The organism is Kibdelosporangium aridum, from assembly GCF_900176515.1.
Classification (GTDB): domain Bacteria; phylum Actinomycetota; class Actinomycetes; order Mycobacteriales; family Pseudonocardiaceae; genus Kibdelosporangium; species Kibdelosporangium aridum.
Map to the genome: position 1 here is coordinate 2,047,183 of NZ_FWXV01000001.1, position 24,059 is coordinate 2,071,241.

At 66.7% G+C, this 24,059-nt stretch carries 11 protein-coding genes; 5 read left to right on the plus strand and 6 right to left on the minus strand.

The window, feature by feature from the left end:
- Positions 1–2 precede the first annotated feature (2 nt).
- The 6 genes from B9C43_RS08845 to B9C43_RS56640 are packed head-to-tail and all read right to left on the minus strand — an operon-like array spanning position 3 to position 16,469.
- Positions 3–1,526 carry an ABC transporter substrate-binding protein gene (locus tag B9C43_RS08845; protein WP_084425405.1) on the minus strand — a complete coding sequence of 508 codons (1,524 nt, stop codon included), beginning with the start codon at positions 1,524–1,526 and terminating at the stop codon, positions 3–5.
- A gap of 7 nt (positions 1,527–1,533) precedes the next feature.
- The gene (locus B9C43_RS08850; RefSeq protein ID WP_200825463.1) at positions 1,534–2,238 is read right to left on the minus strand and encodes a thioesterase II family protein; all 705 of its coding nucleotides are present in this window, start codon (positions 2,236–2,238) and stop codon (positions 1,534–1,536) included.
- On the minus strand, positions 2,235–3,269 hold the full coding sequence (locus B9C43_RS08855) for a Gfo/Idh/MocA family oxidoreductase (RefSeq protein WP_084425407.1): 1,035 nt from the start codon (positions 3,267–3,269) through the stop codon (positions 2,235–2,237). Before B9C43_RS08855 ends, B9C43_RS08850 begins: the two co-directional genes overlap by 4 nt.
- Complete coding sequence (locus tag B9C43_RS08860; protein WP_084425408.1) at positions 3,266–4,144, minus strand: saccharopine dehydrogenase family protein; 879 nt, start codon at positions 4,142–4,144, stop codon at positions 3,266–3,268. The genes B9C43_RS08855 and B9C43_RS08860 overlap by 4 nt, the downstream gene beginning before the upstream one ends.
- A complete protein-coding gene (locus tag B9C43_RS08865) occupies positions 4,141–9,375 on the minus strand; it encodes a non-ribosomal peptide synthetase (protein WP_084425409.1) in 5,235 nt (1,744 codons plus the stop codon). The genes B9C43_RS08860 and B9C43_RS08865 overlap by 4 nt, the downstream gene beginning before the upstream one ends.
- Positions 9,372–16,469 (minus strand): non-ribosomal peptide synthetase, encoded by a 7,098-nt coding sequence (locus tag B9C43_RS56640; protein WP_235038501.1) that lies wholly within the window; start codon positions 16,467–16,469, stop codon positions 9,372–9,374. Before B9C43_RS56640 ends, B9C43_RS08865 begins: the two co-directional genes overlap by 4 nt.
- Positions 16,470–16,520: 51 nt before the next feature.
- Here B9C43_RS56640 and B9C43_RS08880 point away from each other — a divergent pair, with 51 nt between their 5' ends.
- The 5 genes from B9C43_RS08880 to B9C43_RS08900 are packed head-to-tail and all read left to right on the plus strand — an operon-like array spanning position 16,521 to position 23,970.
- On the plus strand, positions 16,521–18,254 hold the full coding sequence (locus tag B9C43_RS08880; RefSeq protein WP_084425410.1) for an ABC transporter ATP-binding protein: 1,734 nt from the start codon (positions 16,521–16,523) through the stop codon (positions 18,252–18,254).
- A complete protein-coding gene (locus B9C43_RS08885; RefSeq protein WP_084425411.1) occupies positions 18,251–19,933 on the plus strand; it encodes an ABC transporter ATP-binding protein in 1,683 nt (560 codons plus the stop codon). The genes B9C43_RS08880 and B9C43_RS08885 overlap by 4 nt, the downstream gene beginning before the upstream one ends.
- Positions 19,930–21,111 (plus strand): MFS transporter, encoded by a 1,182-nt coding sequence (locus B9C43_RS08890; protein WP_160096416.1) that lies wholly within the window; start codon positions 19,930–19,932, stop codon positions 21,109–21,111. The genes B9C43_RS08885 and B9C43_RS08890 overlap by 4 nt, the downstream gene beginning before the upstream one ends.
- Positions 21,104–22,651, plus strand: coding sequence for a (2,3-dihydroxybenzoyl)adenylate synthase (locus B9C43_RS08895; protein WP_327221999.1), 1,548 nt, complete (start codon positions 21,104–21,106; stop codon positions 22,649–22,651). The genes B9C43_RS08890 and B9C43_RS08895 overlap by 8 nt, the downstream gene beginning before the upstream one ends.
- The gene (locus B9C43_RS08900; protein ID WP_084425414.1) at positions 22,648–23,970 is read left to right on the plus strand and encodes a salicylate synthase; all 1,323 of its coding nucleotides are present in this window, start codon (positions 22,648–22,650) and stop codon (positions 23,968–23,970) included. The genes B9C43_RS08895 and B9C43_RS08900 overlap by 4 nt, the downstream gene beginning before the upstream one ends.
- Positions 23,971–24,059: the final 89 nt, after the last annotated feature.

Genomic DNA, 24,059 nt, shown 5'->3' on the forward strand with positions numbered 1-24,059 from the left:
GATCACTGGAAGGACGCCTCGGCGAAGCTCGGGTAGGACTCCAACAGGCCCTTCTCCACGCCGACCAGGTTGCTCACCGAGACGTTCAGGTACGGCTTGAGCACCGGCACGATCGCGTTGCCTTCCGCCCACAGGACTTGCTGCGCTTGGATTGCCGCGGCACGGCGTTCGTCGGCCGACGCCGACGTCCGTGCCTTGAGCATCAGTGCGTCGACATCCGGCCGGTTCCAGCCGAGACCGAACGGGGCACCACCGGCGTAGCTGAGCTGGTAGTACAGCGTCGGCGGCGTCGGTGTCGAGTACGCGCTCGCGAACGGCAGCCGCACATACGCGTTCAGGTCCGCGAACAGCTGACCCGCCGGTTTCTGGTCCAAGGTCGCCTTGACTCCGACTTGGTTGAGCTGCTCGACGACCAGAGTCGCGGCCTCGACCAGGCCACCGGCCTCAGGACCGGTCGTCAAGGCGACGCTGAAACCGTCCGCACCCGCCTCACGCAGCAAAGCCCGAGCCCGGTCCGGGTCGTAGGCACGCTGGGGGATGTCTGTCGCGTAGTCCGCGTAACCGAAGCCGAAGAGGTCGTTGCCGATCTGGCCGCGCCCGGACACCGCGGTGTCCACAATGGTCTGCCGGTTCACCGCGAGCTTGAACGCCTCGCGCACCTTGGGGTTGTCGAACGGCGGTGAGGCGATGTTCATCGAGAAGTAGAGCGCGGACAGCGAAGGCGCCGAGGTCTGCCGGACGGCCAGCCTGGGGTCGCCATCGATGGTCCGGACCAGGGTCGCGTCGAGGTCGAAAGCGAAGTCCGCCTGTCCGCCACGAACGGCGTTCAGCCGAGCCGCGTTGTCCGCGATGGACAGCAGTTCCAGGCCGTCCAACTGCGGTGCGCGACCGTAGAACTGGTCATTGCGCACCAGGGTCGAACCACGACCGGGCTCGAACGCCGTCAGCCTGAACGGACCGCACGTGGGGGTGTCCTTGGTGATCTCCTTGGCGCCGTCCTTGACCACGAAACTGGCCCCGAGGCACAGGATCTGACGGCCGTCCGCGATCGGCCGCTTGGTCGGCAGGACCAGCGTCAGATCGTCGGTCGCCTTCGCCGCGGTGAGGTCGAAATCGGAGACGAAGGCGGCGTATCCACCTGCCTGGCTCGTCGCGAGCAGGTTCAAGGAGAACGCGATGTCCCGCGCGGTCACCGTGGATCCGTCGGTGAACTTGACGCCTGGCCGTACCTTCAGCGTGTACGTGGAGAAGTCGGGCGCCGAGTCGATGCGTTCGACCACCCCGTAGCGCACGCCGTCCGGCGCGGACGGGTCGATGTCGCCGATAGTGCCGTGCATGGCCCTCGCGCGCACGAAGTCCAAGGTGGTCCCGCCACGGAACAGGTTCAGTGTTTCCGTCGCGCCGCCGCCGATGAACGCCGCCCGCAGTGTGCCGCCGGACTTGGTGGCGGTCGACGCGGTGGAGTCGCACGAGGACAGCAACGGCACGGTCGCCGCGGCGAGCAGGAGGTTACGTCGAGTGATCATGTTTTTCCTAGGGTGTGGAAGGCCAGCGGTGTGCCACCGCAAGCCCGGAACGCAACAGGCGCAGCACTTCGGCGCGGCGCGGGACCAGGTAGAAGTGATCGCCGGGCAGGACGTGCCGGGTGAGCGGCCCGGTGGTCATCTCGGCCCAGCCGGCCATCTCGTCCGGCGTCACTTCCGGGTCGCGATCTCCGGTGAGCGTGGTGATCGGGCACGACAACGGCGGACTTGGGCTCCACCGGTAGGTCTCGCTGACCTGGTAGTCGGCCCGTACGGCAGGCAGCAGGACCGACCGGACCTCGTCGTTGGCCAGCAGGCCCGATGCGGTGCCGCCAAGCCTGGTCAGTTCATCGACCAGTTCGTCGTCCGTGCCCATGTGCGATGTTGTGGTGGACGGCACAGTGGGCGCGCCACGGCCGGACACGATCAACCTGGTCGGAGGACGCGGCAGACGCCGGGCAACTTCGTAGGCGACGGCCGCTCCGAGGCTGTGGCCGAACAGCGCGATCGGCATGTTGGCCAGTGGGGCCACTTCTGCCGCGATCGTATCGGCCAGTTTGGACATCGACGTCAGCAGCGGCTCGTTGATCCGTTGGCCGCGTCCCGGATACTGGATGGGTACGACCTCGACCGACGGACCGAACGTCCATTCGCGATAGAAACTGGCGTTGCCGCCTGCGTGCGGGAAGCACAGCACCCGCAGAGTCGCGCTCACCTTGCCCCCTCGGCCGCCGCGATCAGGTCGTCCGCCGGGACTGGCCGCACTGGCGGGTTCGACACCTCGACCGGATAGCCGAGCCGGTTGATCAGGTCTTCCCATAGCTTGGACAGGGTGAGGTAGTACTGCATCCCCTTCGATTGCTCGAAATCCAAAGCGTGCCGGACACCTGCGGGCCACACGGAGTCGAACGTCTCCCGGACACTGGGCGCTGTCGGCGGCCCGATCGGGATCACGCCGGGAACTGTCGCCAGTTCCCCGTCTTTCGGGACCTGCATCGACGGGCTCCACAGCACCGGGCCATGTGTGCTGGCCAGCGTCAGCGTGCCCGCGTCGGTGCCGAGCACCACGCGGTGGTGCAGGTGCGTGTGATGATCCGGATCGCGCGGGTCCACGTGGTTGTGTATCCGCAAGGTCACCGGCACACCGCCGATCACCGCATCGAGAGTGCGGTACGGAAACCGGCCTGTGGTCGCACCCAACACACGCGCCGGGACCTCCGGCGGGTCTGCCAACGCCCAGGGATTCAGCGCTCCCACTGTGTGCCCGACGATGTCCAGCAGGTCATAAGAGACGTGCACCGCGCCGGTGGCTTCGACGTACAACGGCTGCTGCGTTTTGAGCAACTCCTTGGCTGCCGCCAGAAACCGGCGGACTGGCTCAAGGTGCACATAGAAAGTGTTCACGTGGAACGGAACCTGCCTGCGCGTGGCCACCCGGACGCAATCGGCGAGTTCCCTGGCGTGGATCGGGTGTTCCAGCAACACCCCAATCCCCCGCTCCAGGAATTCCTGTGCGAGGTGTGCCCCCGGCCCGCCACCGACTCCGTTCGGCACGACGACACAGGCAAGGTCGACGTCCGGGACTTCCTCGGCGCTGGTGTACAAGGGAACGCCGTACTCGTCGGCACAAGCGCGAGACCGTTCGCTCCCCCGCGCCAGAATCCCGGCGAGCTCGAACCGCGGATCTGCGGCGATCCCACGCAGGTAGATCCGGCCGAACCCGGTCCCGCAGACGACGACCTTCACAGTGCGCCCTCCTCAATCCTGGACGCCTCGAACACGCCAAGTGGTTCCAAAGTGGGCCCCGGATCGAGCACATCGGCCGCATAGTGAGTGCCAACAGGAAGCGTGGCAACGACTTCAGCTGTATGAGCGAGTATCGCCGCCGTCAACGTTGTGCCGTCAAATCCACGCAACACCACGGTCCGGCCGCCCATCGAGGCCGTGATCACGAGATACGGCGTGCGACCCGCCGAATCGAGTGCACTGGCGGCGATCAACCGCTGCGGGTCAGGGTTGCGCAGGACCTGCTGGATCGCGTGACCGTCGAACACCGTGTACCAGTTCGCCTCAACCAGTCCCATCTTCCGCGCGACAATCTGCGCCTCAACGGACAGATATGGCCGCGCCGTCACTGGCTGTGGAAAGAACGGCAACTCTACTTCGGACTGCACAGGAAGCGAGCCATATCGGACAGTCCCGTCCCGCCAAGCTGCCGACGCCAAAGACCGGTCAGCCACAACGAAATCCGCAGCCGCGGCCGCGCTGAACCGGTACAAGCCACCGGCGTACACCGTCAACGCTTCCGAGCCGCCCAGATACCTCGCGAGCAAGCCTGACGCGCCAGGCATCGCGCCCGCACCAGTGACCGCGACCCGGTTACCGCTGACCGCAAGCCCGTCACCGGCATCGACATAGTGGGCACCCGCGTCCAGTGCCACCCGCGCGATCCGATCCCCGAACCCCACGCAGTTCACGACCACATCGCAGCCCGAACAGAACTCACGCAACGCGTCCGCATCCGTGACCTGCGCACGAGTGGCCGTGCGCAGTGGATGACCGGCCAGCCGCCGGATCACCGCGGATCCGACGGCACCGGTCGCGCCAAGAACTCCGATCACGAAATACGCTCCGCCAGCTCAATCACGTGCGGCGCGGTCATGCAGCTGAAGTGATCGCCCGGCACCTCGACGACCGCCAAGTCGCCGAGGCACACGTCGGCCCAGTAGTCCGAGATCAACGCCGACATGCCGGCCAGCAGCCGCAACCCGTCCCGTGGGCGCACCACCGTGATCGACCCGACGTACGGTCCCGGCTGATGCCTGCTCGCGGCGCTGAAGCTGTGCGAGAACACCTCATACAGCCCGGCGAGGTGTTCGCCTCCCGCAGCGTCGCTCAACGCGGCAAGCCGTTGGGCCGCTGAACGTTGCGACAACGCGTCGAGCTTGGCGGCGATCTCCGGCTCGGCCCGTTGAGTGGCCAGCGTGCCTTCCGGGACCTTGCCCGGGTTCTCCGCCAGCACCTGGGACAATGCCCGGCCAAGGCCTTCTTCGTCGTCCGGGTAGCCGAGGGCGACCGGGTCGACCCCGAGCACCTTGGCGAAGGCGTGCTCGATCAGCAGCGGCTCCCGTACCTCGAACGAGGGCGGATAGCTGCTGATCACGGCCAGGTTCTCGACTGTGCCGCCACGTTCGGTGAACGCGTTGGCGACCTCGGCCGCGAGCAACCCGCCGAGGCAGTACCCGACCAGGCGCACGCTCGAATATCCCTCGGCGATCAGGGCGTCCGCGTAGTCCGCGGCACGCCTGGCGACCACCACGTCCACCGGAATGTCCAGATAGGACTGGACGTCCGTGACGCCGAGCCCGATCACCGGTCCACGAGCGGCCAATTGGTCGGCCAGCGCGCGATACGGCGACATCGTGCCGATGCCCTCGTGCACCAGGACAGTCACGGTGGCGCCTCCGGAACCACCCAGCTGGATGATCGGCGACGTGGCCACCGCTTCCCGCGCTGGTTGATCCAGCCCGCGCAGGTAGGTGGCGAGGTCCGCGATCGTGGGCTGGTGCAGCAACTGCCGGAGCAGGCTGTCGAAGTAGATCTCCCCGGGCAGGTCGATCTCCTGCGGCAGCTGGCCTGCCACCTGCGCCAGCTGCAGCGAGTCCAGGCCCAGCTGGAAGAAGCTGCGGTCCCGTGGCATCGGCGGCAGGCCGAGAACTCGTCCGAAGATCTCGGCCAGCTGCGCCTCAAGGCCCTCCCGTGGGGCTTCACCGTCGCTGGCGACCTCGGGTTCCGCCACGGTGACCAGTTCGGCCAGCGCCCGCCGGTCCACCTTCCCGTTCGCGGTGAGCGGCAAGGCGTCGACGATTTGGATCACCGGCGGCACCATGTACTCCGGCAACCGGGCGATCAGGTGGTCGACCAGGTCCGGCACCTGAACCGTGGGCGCGGTGGCGTGGCTGACGAACACGTGCTGGCCCAACGGTTCCAGCGGGCTGCCGGACGCGGGCAGGCAGACCTGGGCATTGAGCTCAGTCATCCACTGTTCCGTTGTGTAGAACGTCATGCCGGTCTCGGCCCGGAGGTCCTCCGGCTGCGTCATCATGAACGCTTGTGAGCCCATGACTTCGTAGTGCTCACGAGTGGGCTCGGTGACGATCAACCGGCCGCCCGGTGCCAACAGCTCCCGCAACCAAGCAAGAGTCCGGCCGATGTGCCGGGCGTTGTTCAGCACACCCGCACAGACAATCACATCGAAACCACCGGCGATGCCCTGTTCCGCAGGCGGCCGGTCGATGTCGAACAGCGCGAACGTCAACCCCGGGAACCGCTTCTCGGCTTCGGTGAGGAAGAACTGGGAGACGTCGGTGAAGACGTACTCGGCCGGGTCCACTTCGGACAAGATCGCCTGGGTGGTGGCACCGACACCGGCACCGACTTCCAGGATCCGGCGTGGCGCCAGCTTCCGCACCGCCGACGCGACGATCTTGTTCATGTACCGGACCATCGCGTTGTCCCGGTACGCGGCCTCCGCGATATCCGTGCGGCCATCGCGGAAAAGCAAGCCGACAGGGTCGAGCTCGCCACGCATCAGCTCACCGAACCTCAGCGCGTGAGCCTCCAGGTAGTCGATCAGGGCTGACGGGCTCAGCTCCGGGTTCCACGCGTCGCGCACCCGCGCCCAAGCCCGCTTGACGTCCTCCTGCCCAGGGATGTGCCGTTGAATTCCCCAGGTCAGATCGTCGCGAGCCGTGTCGACATCCGGAACGCCCGGTTCCAGCCGATACGTGCCGTCCTCGAAACGAAGGAGCCGTTCGGCCTCCAGGACCGCCAGCCACCGCTTGAGCAGCGGCCGGTGTTGCTCCGCTGCCACGGCGAGAACTTCGTCTTCGGCGTGAGTCACCATCACGTCGGCGAACAGTCCGGCGTCGCGCAACGCGGCCAAGGCCGAGATCAGTTCGGCGGTGTCGAGGGCCGTGCTGAACTCCCTGATTGCCGCCTCGGTGAACTGGGCCTCGATGCTCGCACCAGCAACAGCCAGCGGCCCGGACAGCGTGTCCACGGACTCCTGAGTGTGCCGGTCGGGCTCCACGAACGCGGCCAGCTGCCGGTGCAGCGGGCCTTCGCCGTGCACGACGACCGCACTGGCACTGACGCCAGGATGGGTGCCGAGAGCCGCCTCGATCTCGGCGAGTTCGATCCGATGGCCGCGGATCTTGACCTGGGTGTCCTGGCGGCCGAGGAACTCGATCTCCCCGTCCGGCAGGTATCGGCCCAGGTCACCGGTCCGGTAGAGGCCAGCGGCGAACCGATCGGCGGTCTTGTCGGGGTCGTTGAGGTAGCCGAGTGCGACACCGGCGCCACCGATGTACAGCTCGCCGGGCACCCAGTCCGGGCGTGGCCGCATCTTGTCGTCGAGTACGTGGAAGGTCTGGTTCGCCAGTGGCTTGCCGTACGGAATGCTTGTCGCGTCCGGCTGCACAGCCTCGATGGGGTGGTGGATCGACCAGATCGACGCCTCGGTCGCGCCGCCGACGCTGATCTGCCGCAGCCCGGGGATCCGGCTCCACAGCAGGTCCGGCAGCGTCACCGGGATCCAGTCGCCGGACAGCAACGCCAGCCGCAAGCAGGGCACCGAGCCGCCCGAACTGACCAGGTGATCGGCCAGCATCTGAGCCTGCGCGGGCACCGAATTCCAGAGCGTCACGCGATGCGCGGTGATCAATTCGGCCCAGTGCGATGGGTCCGAGCGCCGGTCGGGATCGGGCAGCACGAGCGTGCCGCCCGCGCCCAGCACCCCGAAGATGTCGTACACCGACAGGTCGAACCCCAGCTGCGCCAAGCCAAGGATCTTGTCCTCGGGACCGACCGAGAACCGGGAGTTGATGTCCTCGATGGTGTTGCGCGCGGCTTCATGGCTGATCACCACGCCCTTCGGCGTGCCGGTCGATCCGGAGGTGTAGATCACGTACGCCGGCCGCCCAGGGTCCGTCTCGACCGGCTCGAACGTCGCCGGTGCCGGTATCTCGGTGAGTACGGTCCGCACGTTCGCGTCGGCGAGGACCTGCTCACGCCGAGCAGGCGGTTGGTTGGTGTCGATCGGCAGATAGGTGCCGCCAGCGAGGAGAACTCCGAGCACGGCAGCGATCTGGTCGATGCCCTTGTCCATGTGCACGGCCACGATCTCGCCGCGCACCTGCCCAAGCGACTTGGCCACGCCACCCGCGCGGGCCAGCAACTCGCGGTACGTGACCTGCTGCCCATTCGCGATCACGGCCACGCGGTCGCGGTCCTGCCGCAGGATCGGCTCGTGCAGCAGGCCCGTCGGCAACACTGTTTCCGTCGCGTTCGCGGCGGCACGTCGTTCTCGCTGTGCCGCTGGGAGCTCGATCGACGCGGGCGCCAGCCATGACGCGTCCACAAGGGACTCCAACAGGTCGAGGAAAGCGCCGAACGCGTCCTCGGCCAAGCCATCCGGGAACACGCCCGCGCGGACGTCCCAGCTGACCAGGAGGCCATCGGGCTGTTCGACCGCCTGGCAGTCCACCCACACCTGCGGCGTCTGGCTGATGCCGTAGCGGATCTCGTCCGAGTCCGAGGCACCCAGCACGCCGGTGAACACGACCGGCATCAAGGCTTCCGACTGGCCACGCCTGCGGCCGAGTTCCCTGATCACCTCGACACCCGAGCACAACCTGTGGTCCACATCGGACAAGAGCTGGCCGCCAAGTGTCCGAGCCCGGTCCGCGAAGCCCGCCGGCTCGGTGAGATCCACCGCGAGCAGGCTCACCGAGGTGAAGTCACCGATCAACGCGCAGACCTGCTCGTGCAGTGCCAGCCGGTTCTGCAAAGGCATGTTGACGGTGAACTTCTGGTTCGTGCTCCACCGGCCGATCACCTCGGCGTACGCGGCCAGCACGACGGCCGATGGTGTCAGGCCTTGTTCCGCTGCTTTGGCCCGCAACGCTTTCCACGACTGTGTGGGCAGTCGTCGTTGCAGGCGGTGGAACCGGACCGGCCCGCCACCGGACCCGCCGTGAACGACAGGCAGGTCCGGCGCGCCTGGCAGCTCGTCGATCCGGTTCCACCAGTACTCGCGGTCCTTTGTGTACCGCGAGGTCTCCCGTAACGCACGCTGCCCGAGCACATAGTCACGGAACGTGATGTCCAATGGTGGCAACGCCTCATCGCGCAGCAGCATGCGCAGTTCGCCGAGCAGCATCTGCACGCTGGCGAAGTCGGCCACCATCAGGTCGACCGAGACGTGCAACAGAATTCCACTGTGGTCACGGGTGATCTTCAGCGTGTGCAACGGCCATACGGCTGGGTCGTACTTCGCGTGACTCAGCTCGGCCCTGACTTCGGCGGCGGACTGGTCAGTGACCTCGATCCGGAACTCCGGCACCTCAGGCAGCACTCGTTGAGCACTGGTTGCCGGGTCGATGACCGCACGCAACATGCCGTGGCGCTTGATCAGTTCGTTCCAGGCACGCTCGACAGCCTCAGGTGCGACATCTCCCAGGAAGACTTCGAGGTAGCCGTGGCACGGGACGCCGCCGTAGTCGAACGCCTCGGTCCGGCCAAGGAGGTATGCCGCCTGCACGTCGGTCAGCGGGAACGGTTCGAACGCGTCGTCGGGGCGGGAAACGAGTGTCAGCTCGGTGGTCTGCAGGCGTGCCATCAACTCGTCCCGGTGCGCCTTCAGCACCTCGCGGTGTTCGGCCGTCAACACTCCTTGTGGCGCACGGAAACGCAGTTGGCCGTCGCGAGCCCAGAGCTGAACACCCAGTGCCGAGAGTTCGTCCAACAAGGTGTCCAGTGCTGTCCCCGAAGTCGTCCCCGAGATCGTCACAGCGTGCCCTCTTCCATCGAGTTCAAGTCGTCGACCAGTGCGGCCAGCTCGGCCACGGTGGGTGCGGCGAACACCTGGCGAAGGGTCAGTTCGACCCCGTGATCCCGCCTCAGCCGCTCGACCAGCCGGGTCGCACTGAGGCTGTCGCCACCCAATGCGAAGAAGTGGCCGTGCCTGCCGATCACCGGTTCGTCCAAAATGGATAGCCACAGCCGGACGAGCATGCGCTCGGTCTCGCCGACCGGCTGCTCGTCGACGGTCTCCGGTGCGGTCAGCTTGGCCAGCGCCGCACGGTCGACCTTTCCGTTGGCTGTCAACGGCACTTCGTCCAGCACCACCACACTTCCCGGCACCGCGTAGGCCGGAAGGTGGTCACGCAGGTGGTCTGTCAAACCGTCGATGTCGCCGCTCGGCACGACGAACGCGGCCAGCCTGCGGCGTGACGGCTCACCCACAGCAATCGCGTAGCCGTCTTTCACGCCGGGATGCGACGTGAGCGCGGCTTCGATCTCGCCGAGTTCGATGCGGTGTCCTCGAACCTTGACCTGGTGATCCACCCGGCCGAGGAACTCCAGCGTCCCGTCTGGCCAATACCGGCCGCGGTCGCCGGTGCGATACCACCGGGCGCCTTCCCGGATCACGAACTTCTCCGCCGTTCGGGCCGGGTCGCGCCGGTAACCATCGGCGACTCCGGCGCCACCGATCCACAGTTCGCCGGGCACCCAGTCCGGACAATCGCGGCCTTGTCCGTCGACAACGCGATACCGCTGCGCACGCAACGGAAATCCATACGGGACGGACACCCAATGCGCCGGTACCTCGGTCACGTCGAAGGCGTTCGACCAAATGGCCGCTTCGGTCGCGCCGCCGAGTGCGACCAGGTGGCAATCGCCGGTCTGGCGAAGCCTTCCGGGCAAGTCGAGCCCGACCCAGTCACCCGAGACCAAGGCCAGCCGCAGACTCGCGGGCCACGACCGGTGCTGACCGGTGACCAGAAGCATGTCCAACAGCGTCGGCACGGTGTTCCACACGGTCACCGCGTGCTCGTTGGCGTACCGCAACCAGGCTTGCGGATCCCGGCGTTCGTCCTCGCGGATCAACACCAGTGCGCCGCCCACCGACAGCAGGCCGAAGATGTCGTACACGGACAGATCGAAGTCCAAAGCGGACACCGCGAGTACACGATCGTCCGGCCCGACACCGTATCGCGTGTTGATGTCGTCCACGGTGTTCATCGCGGCGGCGTGGGTCATCTCCACACCCTTGGGCTGACCAGTCGACCCCGAGGTGTAGATCACGTACGCGAGCTCGCTCGAGAGGGGTCCGTCCAGACGTTCGCCGAGATCGTCGATGTCCTGGAGCACCAGCCGGACGCCGGCGTCCTGGCTGATCTTGTCCCGGCGGGCCGCTGGCTGATCGACACCGATCGGCACGTACGCGGCACCTGCGGCCAGCACGCCGAGGACCGCGGTGATCTGGTCCGGGCCCTTGGGCATCGAGACCGCGACCAGCTCACCCGGCTCCACCCCGGCTTTCCGGAGCTTGGCCGCCACTCGCAGGGCTCGGTCGGCCACCTCGCCGTACGTGCTCTCGCCGCCGTCCCAGATCAGGGCGACCCGGCCTGGCTCTTGTTCGGCCTGGGTGAAAAAGCCCGCGTGCAGCAGGCCACCACGCGGCTCACCGGTCGCGTTCACCTTCTCCCGCACGGGGTAGGTACGACGCGGAACCGCCGTATCCCAGTCCTCTCGGGTCAACCAGTCGAGCATCACGCCCAGTGCGTCGAACATCTCGCCGACGACCCCGTCGAAGAACAACTCCTCGACCGCGTCCAGTGCGTAGCTCAGACCACCCTTGGTCTCGTGCACTTGCAGGTCGAGCCACACCTGCGGGGTCTGGGAAATCCCCCAGACCCGCTCGCCGAACGCGCCCGACACGTCGAACGAGGCCTCGTCATCGACCCCGAGCGCCCCGGTGAACACCACCGGCATCCCCACCTGGGCCGCGCCCTGCGCCTTGGCCAGTTCCCGCATGACCCACATCGCCGAGACGTCCCGGTGATCCAGGTCGCGCCAGGTCTGTTCCTGCAACGCCCGCGCGCTGGACAGCCAGGTCGAGTTCGGCTGATACGCCGCGAGCAGCAAGGATGTGAAGTCACCGAGGACCCGGTTGATGTGCGGGTGCACTTCCCGGCGGTCGAACAACGTCAGATTGACCGTGACCGCATGCCCGCCGCTCCACATCGACAGCACTTCGGCGTAGCACGCGAGCAGGACGGTCGACGGCGTCAGACCATGGTTCTTCGCGCGTTCCTTCAGCAGCTCCCACTTCGCCGTGTCCAGGAAGGCCTCACGCCGGACGAACCGCGGTGTGTCCACTGTGGATGGATCGATCCGCAGCGGGAGCTGCGGAGCCGGCGGCAACTGCGGAACCCGCTCCCGCCAGTAGTTCTGGGCACGCTCCAGCGCGGCCGGTTCGGGGCTCACCTGCAGGACGTAGTCGCGGAACGACACGTCGATCGGCGGCAGTCCGACGTCCGGATCGTTGTACAGCTTGTCCAGTTCGGAGTAGACGACCATCATGCTCAGGCCGTCGAGGACGATGTTGTCTAGGCTGATGCCGATCCGTGTGCGGTCGCCGTAACGCACGGCCCGCACGTCGAACAGCGGCCACTGCTCGGGGTTCAGCACCTGATGGGACATCGCATCCCGCAGATCATCGACGTCACCGTCGAGAACTGGGATGGTGAACCGCGGCACTGCCGGCAGGATCCGCTGGCGTCCTTCCTCGTCGAACACCGCACGCAACATCTCGTGCCGCTCGATCAGTTTGCCGAAGGCCAGCTCCAGCCGGTGCAAGTCAACGTTCTGACCGTCGAACTCGCTGTAGAAATGGGTTCCGACGCCACCCAGGGCGAGTCCGCTGCCCCGGCCGATCCAGTACGCGCGCTGCACATCCGTCGCCGGGAACGGTTCATGCCGGTTCGCCACGTCGGCGACCACTCGATGATCAGTGACTGTGTCCGTCCACGTCAGGGTCTTCGCGAAGTCCGCGACGGTCGGAGATGCGAACAACCCCGACAGCGTCACGCCGTTGAGACCTGCCGCACGCAAGCGGCCGATGGTCCGGGTCGCCAGCAGCGAGTCGCCGCCGAGTTCGAAGAAGTCGTTTTCGCGGCCGATCTCGGACAACCCGAGCACGTGTCCCCAGACTTCGGCCACTCGGCGTTCGATCTCGGTCGCCGGTGGTGTGGTGGCCACGGCACGTTGTCCGCTCAGCATTCGCGTGAGCGCCGGGCGGTCGATCTTGCCGTTGGAAGTCAGTGGCATCTTGGGCAGGACCGCGATCCGGTCCGGCACCATCGCCGTAGGCAGACGCTCTGCGACAAACGCGGTCAGGTCACCGATGGTCTCGCTGGATCGCGTGGCCCTGATGTGGCTGAGTGTTCCGTTCACGCTGGACTCGATCTCGGTCAGCCCTGCCGCTGCGACCAGCTTTGTCCACTGTGTCGTGTCCAGCATCGGCGAACCGTTGCGGAACCCCTCTTCCAGCAACGCTGCCGAGATCAGCGCCAAGGGCAGCAGCACGGGCTGCTCTACGACCCACAGCGTGGCACCCGGCGCGAGGAGCAGAGCCGCGAGCGCGGGTCCGGTGGCTGGGTCTGGATAGGTGTGCAGAGAACAGAACGACAGCACAACGTCGAAGCGGTGCCTGAGATCGTCATCAACGGTATCGCCGGTGAATTTCCGGACCGTGACGCCAGGCAGCCGGTCCGCGGCGTCCGCCAAATGGCTCGCTGAGGGGTCGAGGAGCGTGTACTGCACGACGTCAGCGGGCAAGTGGGCGAGCAAGCGCTCGGCCGTCAGCCCAGACCGCGCACCCAGCTCGGCGAGCCGGACCGGACGGCCCAGGACCTTCGCCTGATCGGCGACCGCCTGCGCCAAGGCTGTGATGGCGGAGGCGGAATCCGGCAGCGCGTGCAGCAATGCCTCGGGCGCGAGCACCGGATCGTCCAACAAGGACAATGGATCCGCGTTGCCTTTCAGGATGTTCAGCAAGTCACTGGTTCGCGCATCCAATGCGTCGGCGATACCCGACAGCCAGGCGCCGGAGGTGCTGTGCCGGGCTTCGCGCCACGCCTGTGGTGTGCGGCCGTGCAGCCAGTCACGCCACAGCTTCGCGACCGCGTCGAACCTGCTGATCACGCTCGGCGCCAAGCCAAGCAGATGCGTCAGATAAGCCGCGATCAACGGACCGTCTTCGCTTTCCGCGATTCCGTCGCTCGGGGTCACCTGGACCGGTGTGACGGGAGGCGTGACCGCGGCGGCGATACGGCCATCTGCCACGACGGCCACTGCCCTGCCCACCCCGGGGCAAGCAGTCAGGCTCGCCTCGATCTCGCCCAGTTCGATCCGCTGCCCACGGACCTTGACCTGGAAGTCCTTGCGGCCGAGGAACTCGATCGTGCCGTCCGGCCAGTACCTGGCCTGATCACCCGTGCGGTACCAGCGAATGCCATCGACCGTCAGGAACTTCTCCGCTGTGCGCGCCGGATCGCCGCGGTAGCCGTTCGCGACGCTCGCGCCGCCGATCCACAGCTCACCGGGAACCCAGTCCGGGCAGTCCCGGCCGAGTGCGTCGACCACCCGGCATCGCACGTTGGTCAGCGGAGTCCCGTACGGCACCGACGTCCAGCCTTCGGGAACGTCTTCGACCTCGCACACGGTCGAGTGGATCGCGGTCTCGGTGGTGCCGCCGAGACCAGCGAACCGAGCGGTCGTTCGCTTGGGCAGGTCCGTACCGACCCAGTCACCTCCGACGATCGCGACTCGCAGCGGAAGATCGCCGTCGGCGGTGAGCAGCATGTCCAGCAATGCGGGTACGCAGTTGACCACTGTCACGTGATGCCGTCGGACGAGGTCAGCCCATACGTGAGCATCGCGCCGGGACGCCTCGTCGATCAGCACAACCGCACCGCCAGCCGAAAGTGGGGCGAACACGTCGAAGACGCTCAGGTCGAAGTCCAATGCGGACAGCGCGATCGTCCGGTCCGCATCGGTGATCTCGAACCGGGCGATCAGGTCGTCGATGGTGTTCATCGCGGCCGCGTGGCTCACCTCGACGCCTTTGGGCTCGCCCGTCGAGCCCGACGTGTAGATCACATAGGCCAGATCCGTGGCGGCGCCCGCGACCGGGGCGTCCAACGGCGCGGCCGTGATCGGCTCGTCCAAGACCAGCTTCACGCCCGCTGTGGCCAGAATCCGTTCACGACGGGCCGCAGGATGGTCCACACCCAGCGGCAGGTACGCGGCACCGGCCGCCAGCACACCGAGAACGGCCTCGATCTGTTCTGGTCCCTTGGGCAGTGAGACCGCCACGAGATCACCCGGCTGCACTCCTCTCGCCTGGAGTGCTCCGGCGATCGCCAGTGCCCGGGTCGCCAGCTCTCCGTAAGTCCGGGTGTTGTTCTCACCCCAAGCCAGCGCTGTCCTGTTTGGCTCAGCGGTGGCACGGGCGAAGAACCGGTCGTGCAACCGGTCCGAGGTGACTTCGGCCGCTGGACCTTGGGGACGTTGTCCAGTCACCCACGTAACCGGCTGGGACCAGGCTTCGTCACTGGTCAGCAGCCGATCGAGCAGATCGCTGTACGCGGCGAACATCGCGTCGAGCACACCTGGCGCGAAGGCGTCTTCACGGGCGTCCCAGTTGACGAGCAAGCCACCGTTCAACTCGGTCACCTGAGCGTCCAGCCAGACCTGCGGTCCTTGCGAGATGATCCACGACGGTTCGCCGAAGCACTCCTTGACTTCCGCATCGAACAACTCGCCGAGGCCGAGTGCGCTGGTGTAGACGACCGGGGCAATCACTTGCTCGCCCGCCATGCGGGACGCGTCGCGCAGAACGTCCACTCCGGAGTAGCTTGAGTGCACGGCGTCGGCGTGAAAACGGTCCTGCAGGCGGGATGCGCGTTCGGCGAAACTGCCGGGAGTGCGGCCGTCCCAGGCGAGCAGAACCGAAGAAGTGAAGTCGCCGACCAGCCCGGCCACGTCCGGCCAGAGGGGTTCACGGTCGAACAACGGCAGGTTCAGCAGGAACTCCGGTTCCGCGCTCCATGCCGTCAACGTCTCAGCGAACACGGCGGCCAACGCCATCGCCGGAGTCAGACCGGCCCGACGCGCCCGCTGTTCCCAGCCTCGCATGGCTTGCGGGTCAAGCCACCGATGCCGCCGAACAACAGTGTTCTCAGTGGACATCGCGGCCGGGAGCTGCGGTGCGCCGGGGAGGTCAGCCAGCCGATCCTGCCAGTACTGCTTGGCACGCTCGTCGGTCTTGACCGCCTTGCGCTGCCCGAGGTAGCGCGGATAGCTGAACTCCAACGGTGACAGCGTTTCACCCCGGTACAGCCGAGCGAGATCACGCATCAAGACCCGGAGGCTCAACGCGTCCGCGGCGACCATGTCCAAGTTGACATGGATCCTGGTCCGGCCGTCGGGCAGCAGGGAGAGCTGCACGTCGAACACCTCGCCAGCGGCGATGTCCATCGCGCGGTGGGACAGTTCTCGTCTGAGCTCAGCCAGATCCGGCTCGGTGTGGACTTTCAGCCCTGGCCACGGGCTTTCCGCGAGGATCTGCTGGCGGCCGTCGTCCAGGATTCGCACTCGCAGCATGCCGTGCCGGGCGAACAACGCTCGCACCGCCGCCTCCAGTCGATCAGGATCGACGTGCACGCCGTCGAATTCGTGGTAGAAGTGCGCCGCGACACCGCCGAGCTGCTGTCCCTCGGCCCGGCCGACCCAGTAGGCATGTTGCATGAGTGCGAGCTCGAACGGCTCGCTCTCATCCACTTCGACCTGGTCCTGCGTCGGAGAACTGTCGCGTTCGGACAGCAGCGCCCACCAGTCGGCCAGCGTGGGGCGTTCGATCAGCTCGGCGAACTTCACCGGAGTTCCGGCCCGCCGCCACATGCCCGCGAGGGTCATCGCATGCAAGGAGTCCAATCCCAGGGCGACAAGGTCATCCGTGTCCTCGAGGTCACCGGGGTCCAGCCCCAGCACATCGGCCACGGCCGTGCGTAAGTCTTGGTGCGTGACGGACACGCGTTCCCCTCCCCTTGCCACCAGTGCTCCGCTTATGATTATCATTTCCATATGGGGTTAGCCAAGCCTGGCCTGAACAAATCACTCGCCGAGTTGCTGAGGCCGGTCCGGGGCCGACTGGTGATTGCCGTGGCCTGCCAAGCCATCGCGGCCGCCGTCGGTGTCGTGCCGTTCATCGCGGTAGCCGAGTTGGGCCGTTTTCTATTCACAGGTGGCAATGCGTGGATACCGGCGATCGTCGGCGCCGCGGCGGTCGCGGTCAGATTCGCGCTGACGTTGCTGGCTGGAGCACTGTCGCACTTCGCGGACAACGACTTCCAGTTGCACGTCCGCCGGCAACTGGCGTTACGACTCGGACGGTTGCCGCTTGGCTGGTTCAGCGAGCGCAATTCAGGCTTGGTACGCAAGACCGTCAGCGACGACGTCCAGGCGATGCACCACATGGTCTCGCACACGTTGCTCGACCTGACCACCGCGATCGTCACACCCATTGTCGCGCTTGCATATTTGCTGAGCATCGACGGGGTGATGACGCTGGTGACCCTGCTGCCGCTGGGAATCGGGCTGTGGCTGTACGCACGGTCGATGGCCGGCTACACCGAGGGCATGGCCACCTTCGCCGCGGCGATGGGCAAGATCAGCGCAGGCGCCATCGAGTTCGTCCAGGGCATCGCGGTGGTCAAGACCTTCGGGCAGACCGGCCGTGCGCACCAGCGATACGCCGACGCGGCCGACGAGTTCGCGGACTTCTTCGTCACCTGGATCCGGCGGGTGTCCAAGCTGTCCGCCCTGTCAGCAGTCGCCCTGTCGCCCGTGAGTGTGTTGTTCACGGTGTTGGCCGGTGGAACGGCCTTGGTCGCTGCGGGCTGGTTGGCTCCCCTGGACCTCGTGCCGTTCGCGTTGCTCGGGTTGGCGATCACCGCTCCGGTCCAGACGCTCTCCCAAGGCTCGCAGGCTCTGCGGACCGCACGCCAGGCGGCGGCGGATGTCACCGGACTGCTGGAAACGTCCGAACTCCCCCGCCCAACCACACCCGGTTCCACATCGGACAGCACGGTCGTGTTCGAAGCGGTCCGTTTCTCCTACGACCGCACCGAAGTGCTCAAGGGAATCGACGTTGAGCTGCGGCCAGGGACGGTGACCGCCTTGGTCGGCCCTTCCGGCGCAGGCAAAAGCACGATGGCCGCGCTGCTCCCCCGGTTCCATGACGTCGACGACGGCCGGATCACCATTGGTGGAACGGATATCCGCGAACTCACTGAGCAACAGCTGTACCGGCTGGTCGGGTTCGTGTTCCAGGATGTCCGTCTGCTCAACGCATCCGTGCGCGACAACATCGCCTTGGCTGTCCCCGGCGCGAGCCTGGAGGACATCCAGCGTGCAGCCACGGCAGCCCAGATCCACGACAAGATCATGACCTTGCCAAGGGGATACGACTCCGTTGTCGGTGAGGATGCCCAGTTCTCCGGCGGAGAGGCACAACGCGTATCGATCGCCCGGGCTATCCTCGCCGACGCTCCGATCCTGGTCCTCGACGAGGCGACGGCGTTCGCCGATCCCGAGTCGGAAGCCGCTGTGCGTCACGCACTGGCCACTCTCATGCGGGATCGGACGGTCCTGGTGATCGCACATCGACTGTCCACAGTCACCACTGCGGACCAGATTCTCGTTCTCGACAAGGGTGTCGTCGTGGAACGTGGAACGCATGCCGATCTTGTCGAGTCCGGCGGCAAGTACGCCGCCATGTGGCGCAGCCAGCCTGAGGTCCAGGGAGCTTCCGCGTGATCCGCCAACTGCGTGCCCTGCTGGGCTCAGACATCAACACCGCTCTGCTCTACGCCGTGGTCGCCGCAGTTCTCCAAGGCATCGCCTTCGTGCTGCTGGTCCCGATCCTGCGCGCACTGTTCGGCAATCCCAGCGATGCGTGGCCGTGGCTTGGGGCTTTGTTCGTCGCGGGGATCGCATACGGTGTCGTGTTCTTCCGTGGCGCGCTCGCCGGATACGACGTTGGTGGCGGCCTGCTGCGCACATTGCACCACCGACTTGGTGATCACATGTCCGTGCTGCCGCTTGGCTGGTTCACGCCCGCGCGGGTCGGCGAGGTCAGCACCCTGGTGTCCCAAGGCGTGATGGGAGTGGCCAACGCACCCGCGCATCTGCTGCGGCCGTTGGTGTCGGCGTTCGTCACGCCAGCGACCGTGGTCTTGTTGATGGCGCTGTTCGACTGGCGGATCGCGCTCGCCACACTCGCCACGGCGCCACTGATTGCCCTGTCGTACTGGTGGTCCGGCCGTCTGGTCGAGCGCGCCGAACGGGGAACCGTGATCGCGTCGGCTCAAGCCAGTACGCGCGTGGTCGAATTCGCCCAGAACCAGCCGTTGCTGAGGTCGACCGGCCAGACTGACCGGGGTTGGGCCACGTTGGACGCGGCGCTGGCCAAGCAACGCGACGAGGGCCGGAAGCTGATCGTCAAGGCCGTGCCCGGAATGGTCCTGTTCGCGATTGTCGTGCAACTGGCCTTCGCGGCGGTGTTGCTGTTCGGTACCTATCTGGCTGTCGGCGGCTCGCTCAGCACGCCTGACCTGCTTGCTTTGCTGGTGCTCGCGGCCCGGTTCGTCGAGCCGATCTGGATGGCGGCCGACCTCGGCGGGGCGTTGAAGCTCAGCCGGGGTGCGCTCAACCGGGTCCAAGACGTCCTCGACTCGCCACCGCTCCCCCAGCCGAGCACACCCAAGGCGCCGACGACCGACGACGTGACGTTCGAGGACGTCACCTTCGGCTACAACGGCTCGGCGGTGGTGAAGGGGGTGTCCTTGCATGTCCCGGCCAGGTCGATGACCGCTCTGGTCGGCCCGTCGGGCTCGGGCAAGACCACGCTGACCAAGTTGGCGGCCAGGTTCTTCGACGTCGACTCCGGATCGGTGCGGGTCGGTGGAGTCGACGTCAGGGAGATGACCACCGAGCAGCTGATGGGCCAGCTGTCCCTGGTGTTCCAGGACGTCTACCTGTTCGACGACACGATCTTCAACAACATCCGGCTGGCCAAGCCGGAAGCCACCGACGCCGAAGTCTTCGCCGCGGCCGGGGCCGCGCGAGTCGACGAGATCATTGCCCGACTGCCCGACGGCTGGCAGACCCGCGTCGGCGAGGGCGGCACTTCGCTGTCCGGCGGCGAACGACAGCGGGTGTCCATCGCGAGGGCGATCCTCAAGGACGCGCCCATCGTCGTGTTGGACGAAGCCACCGCAGCACTGGACCTGGAGAACGAGGCCGCGGTCCGTGACGCGCTGAAAGCACTGACCACCGACCGGACGCTGGTCGCGATCGCGCACCGGCTGTCCACAGTGGTCAACGCGGACCAGGTGGTCTTCCTCGAAGACGGCCGGGTGACCGCGACAGGGCGGCATGACGAGTTGATCCAGCGTGGCGGTCGCTACGCCGAATTCTGGAAGGGAGCGCGGTGAAGCGCCTCGGCTTGGTGTATCTCACCGTATTCGCGGGTTACGCGGCACAGCAGGTGCTTACGCCGGTGCTGCCGCCGCTGGCGCGCCAGCTGCGGCTGACAGAGTTCCAACTCGGCCTGGTGATCACCCTGGCGGCGGCCGTTGTCGTGGTCGCAAGCCCGATCTGGGGACGGCTGATCGGCAAGTGGGGCAACAAACGGGTCCTGCTGACCGCGCTGTCGGGTTGCGTCGTGGGCTTGCTCGGCTTGGCGTTGACGGCCCAGTTCGTGTTCGTACCGGCGATCGTGTTCGGGTTGCTGCTGCTCACCCGGGGCGTGATCTTCGGTGCCGCCCTGGCCGCCGTCCCGGTCGCCGGGCAGGCGATCGTCGCCGGGGCGACCACCGGCGAGAAGGAACGGGTCAAAGGCATCGCGCTGATCGGCGCGGTCCAGGGTTTGGCGTTGATCGTCGGTCCCGCACTCGGTGGGCTGCTGGCCGGAGCAGGGTTGCTGGCTCCGTTGTACGTGACTCCGGCGTTGCTGGTCGTGGTCGCCGTATTCATAGCGATCAAGCTGCCATCCACCAAGACCCAGGAAGTGACGAAGCCGCCTAAGCTCAGCCCGTTCGACGCACGCTTGTGGCCGTCGTTGGTCACTGGCTTCGGGCTGTTCCTGGCGTTGTCGTTCTTGCAGGTCACTCTCGGTTTCCTGATCCAGGACCGGCTTGGGCTCGCGCCGGACGCCGCCGCACGGATGACCGGGTGGGCGTTGGTCGCGGCGGGCGTGCCGTTCTTGTTGTGCCAGGCCTTGGTCGTACCGAAGCTGGGCTGGTCGCCTGCCCGGCTGCTGCGGACCGGCCTTCCACTGGCGGTGATCGGGTTCGCCTTGGTGGCACCGGCGGACTCGTTCGCCTGGATCCTCGGTGCCATCGTGGTGCTGTCGATCGGGCTGGGCCTGGCCGTTCCCGGCTACACGACCGCGCCGACCTTGCTTGTGTCGCACGCCGAACAGGCCGGCGTCGCCGGGCTCATCGGTGCCACGAACGCCCTGACCTTCGTGGTCGGGCCGATCTTGGCGACCTCGCTGTACAGTGCCTCGCCGGGGTTGCCGTACCTCTCAGGAGCGATTCTGCTGGCCGCGATCGCGGTGTTTGTCTTCGCCCGCCGGGCACCGGTCCGGGCCGAGGTGGAGAGTGTCTGAGGCGCTGGATGCCCGCTATCGGGCCGAGGGATACTGGCGTGGCCGGACTTTGGGTTCGTTGTTGCGTGACTGGGCCCAGAAGTACGGGATGCGCACGGCTTTGGTCGACGCGACGACTCGCATGTCATACGTAGAGCTTTCGGCTCGTGCGGACCGGATGGCGGCCGGTCTGGTCAAGCTCGGTATCCAGCGCGGCGACCGGGTTGTCGTTCAGCTGCCCAACATCGCGGACTTCGTGGTTCTGTGTTTCGCGTTGTTCCGGGTCGGCGCGGCGCCGGTGCTCGCACTGCCGCCGCATCGGCTGAACGAGATCCGCCACCTGTGTCAGCTCAGCGAAGCTGTCGCCTACGTCATTCCCAGTCGGCACGCCGGGTTTGACTACCGGTCCTTGGCTTCGGCGGTTGTCGCTGAGGTGCCGAGTGTTCGTCACGTCCTCGTCGCAGGCGAATCGCTGTCTGATGTAGACGAAGATCCTGTTGCCCTTGACGAACCGGATCCGAGTTCGGTGGCGCTGTATCTGTTGTCCGGCGGGACGACCGGCCTGCCCAAGCTGATCCCGCGGACACACGACGACTACGCGTACAACTTCCGGGCCAGCGCCGAGGTGTGCGAGCTCGGGCCAGCCTCGGTATATCTGGCCGCTTTGCCTGTGGCGCACAACTTCCCACTCGGGTGCCCGGGGGTTTTCGGGACACTTCACGCCGGTGGCACCGCGGTCCTGGCATCCAGTCCGGCGCCCGAGGTCGCGTTCCCGTTGATCCACCAGGAGAAGGTGACGATCACCGCCGTCGTGCCGCCCTTGGCCCTGCTGTGGCTGGACAACGCCACATCGCTGCCGAGTTTGCGGCTCCTCCAGGTTGGTGGCGCCAAGCTCCAGCCGGAGGTGGCCAAACGGATCACCCCCGAGCTGGGTTGCGCGTTGCAGCAGGTGTTCGGCATGGCGGAAGGGCTGCTGAACTACACGCGTCTCGACGATCCGCAGGACCTTGTCCTCACCACACAGGGACGTCCGATGTCGCCCGCCGACGAGATCCGGATCGTGGACTCGTCCGGTGACCCCGTCGCGCCTGGCGAACGCGGTGAGTTGCTCACCCGGGGGCCGTACACCATCCGCGGCTACTTCCGCTCGGAGCAGCCACATTCCTTCACCCCGGACGGCTTCTACCGGTCGGGTGATCTGGTCCGGCAACTGCCGTCCGGTCATCTGGTCGTCGAAGGACGGGTGAAGGACCTGATCAACCGGGGTGGCGACAAGATCGCGTGCGACGAGGTGGAGAACCATCTGCTTGGGCATCCGCAGGTGCGCGACGTGGCGATGGTCGCGTTGCCCGACCGGATCCTCGGTGAACGCAGCTGTGCCGTTGTCGTGCCACGCGACGGCGCGCCCAGCCTTGCCTCGCTGAAGAAACTGCTGATCGCACAGGGCTTGGCGACGTACAAACTTCCCGATCAGCTCGTTGTCGTAGACGCGCTTCCGCTGACGAACGTCGGTAAGGTCGACAAGCAGCGGCTGGCTGCTCAGCTGAAGGGGGAACGGTGATCAAGGTGTACTTCGAGCGGGTGGTCCCGCTGACCGCTGACCCTTTATGGACGGCTGCCCGGCTCACCCAGTCAGGCTCACCGTACGTTCTCTACGAGGACTCATCGGCGATCTCGGTGGCGTTGGGTGCGATCGCCGAGGTGATCGTCGATCCGGACACCGTCCAGCTGCGCTACCGCGAATCGGAGACCTCGACGTTCTGGTACGACGATCCGCTGCCGGTCGTCGCCTCGATGCTGGACGAGATCCCGATGACCGGCTGGCGCGCCTACGGCTGGGCCGCGTTCGAGCTGGCCCAACCTCAGGTCGGCACGGGGACCCTGCTGCACCTTGTCGTTCCATCGCAGGAGGTTCGTCTCTGCGCAGGCGTGGCTGTGTTGCGTGCGACCACTCCGGCAGAGCTCGATTCACTGGCCGCGTTGGTCTCCGCGGACGTTCCCGAACCTTCTTTCGCTGCGGTCCCTGTTGACGTCCGCCAGCCGGACACCTACTCGGATTCTGTTGCCGCAGCGGTGTCCGAGATCCAGCGCGGGCTGTTGCAGAAGGTCATCTTGTGCCGGACGGTGACCGTGCCCGACATCGACCTCGTCGGGACGTATGTGACGGGACGGCGCGCCAACACCCCGGCCCGGTCGTACCTGCTGAACCTCGGCGGTATCGAGGTTGCCGGGTTCAGCCCGGAGACGGTGGTCGGCGTGAACCCCGACGGCCGCGTCCACACGCAGCCATTGGCCGGAACGCGTGCGTTGACCGGTGATCCCGAGGTCGATCACACCTTGCGGGCTGATCTGCTGACCGACCCGAAGGAGATCTTCGAACACGCGATCTCGGTCCGGCTGGCCGTCGACGAGCTGACGTCGTTGTGCACTCCCGGCAGCGTGGTGGTCGAGGAGTTCATGGACGTACTCGAGCGTGGCACGGTGCAACACCTCGCCTCCCGCGTCGCCGGGACGCTACCCGCCGACCGCGGCCCATGGGACGCGTTCCGCGCCCTGTTCCCCGCGATCACCGCCTCCGGCATCCCCAAGGCCGCGGCTTTCGAAAGCATCCGTCGACACGAACCGCACCGCCGCGGCCTCTACAGCGGTGCCGTCATGACCATCGACCACACCGGTTCACTCGACACCGCGCTCGTCCTGCGGTCAGTGTTCCGACGTGACGGCGAGACATGGCTGTGCGCCGGGGCCGGGATTGTGTCCCAGTCGGATCCTGCCCGCGAGTTCGAGGAGACGTGCGAGAAGCTCGCTAGCGTGGCTCGGTTCCTCGTTCCCACGGCCACCGCCCATCCCGTACCGCCTCAATCAAGCCAATCGCCATGAACAGGCTGTGCTGAACGCTGATCACCAACGCTGGGTGCACACCGCACGCTCGGCTGGGAACCGCAGCGGCCCCACAGCCGACTCGCGGA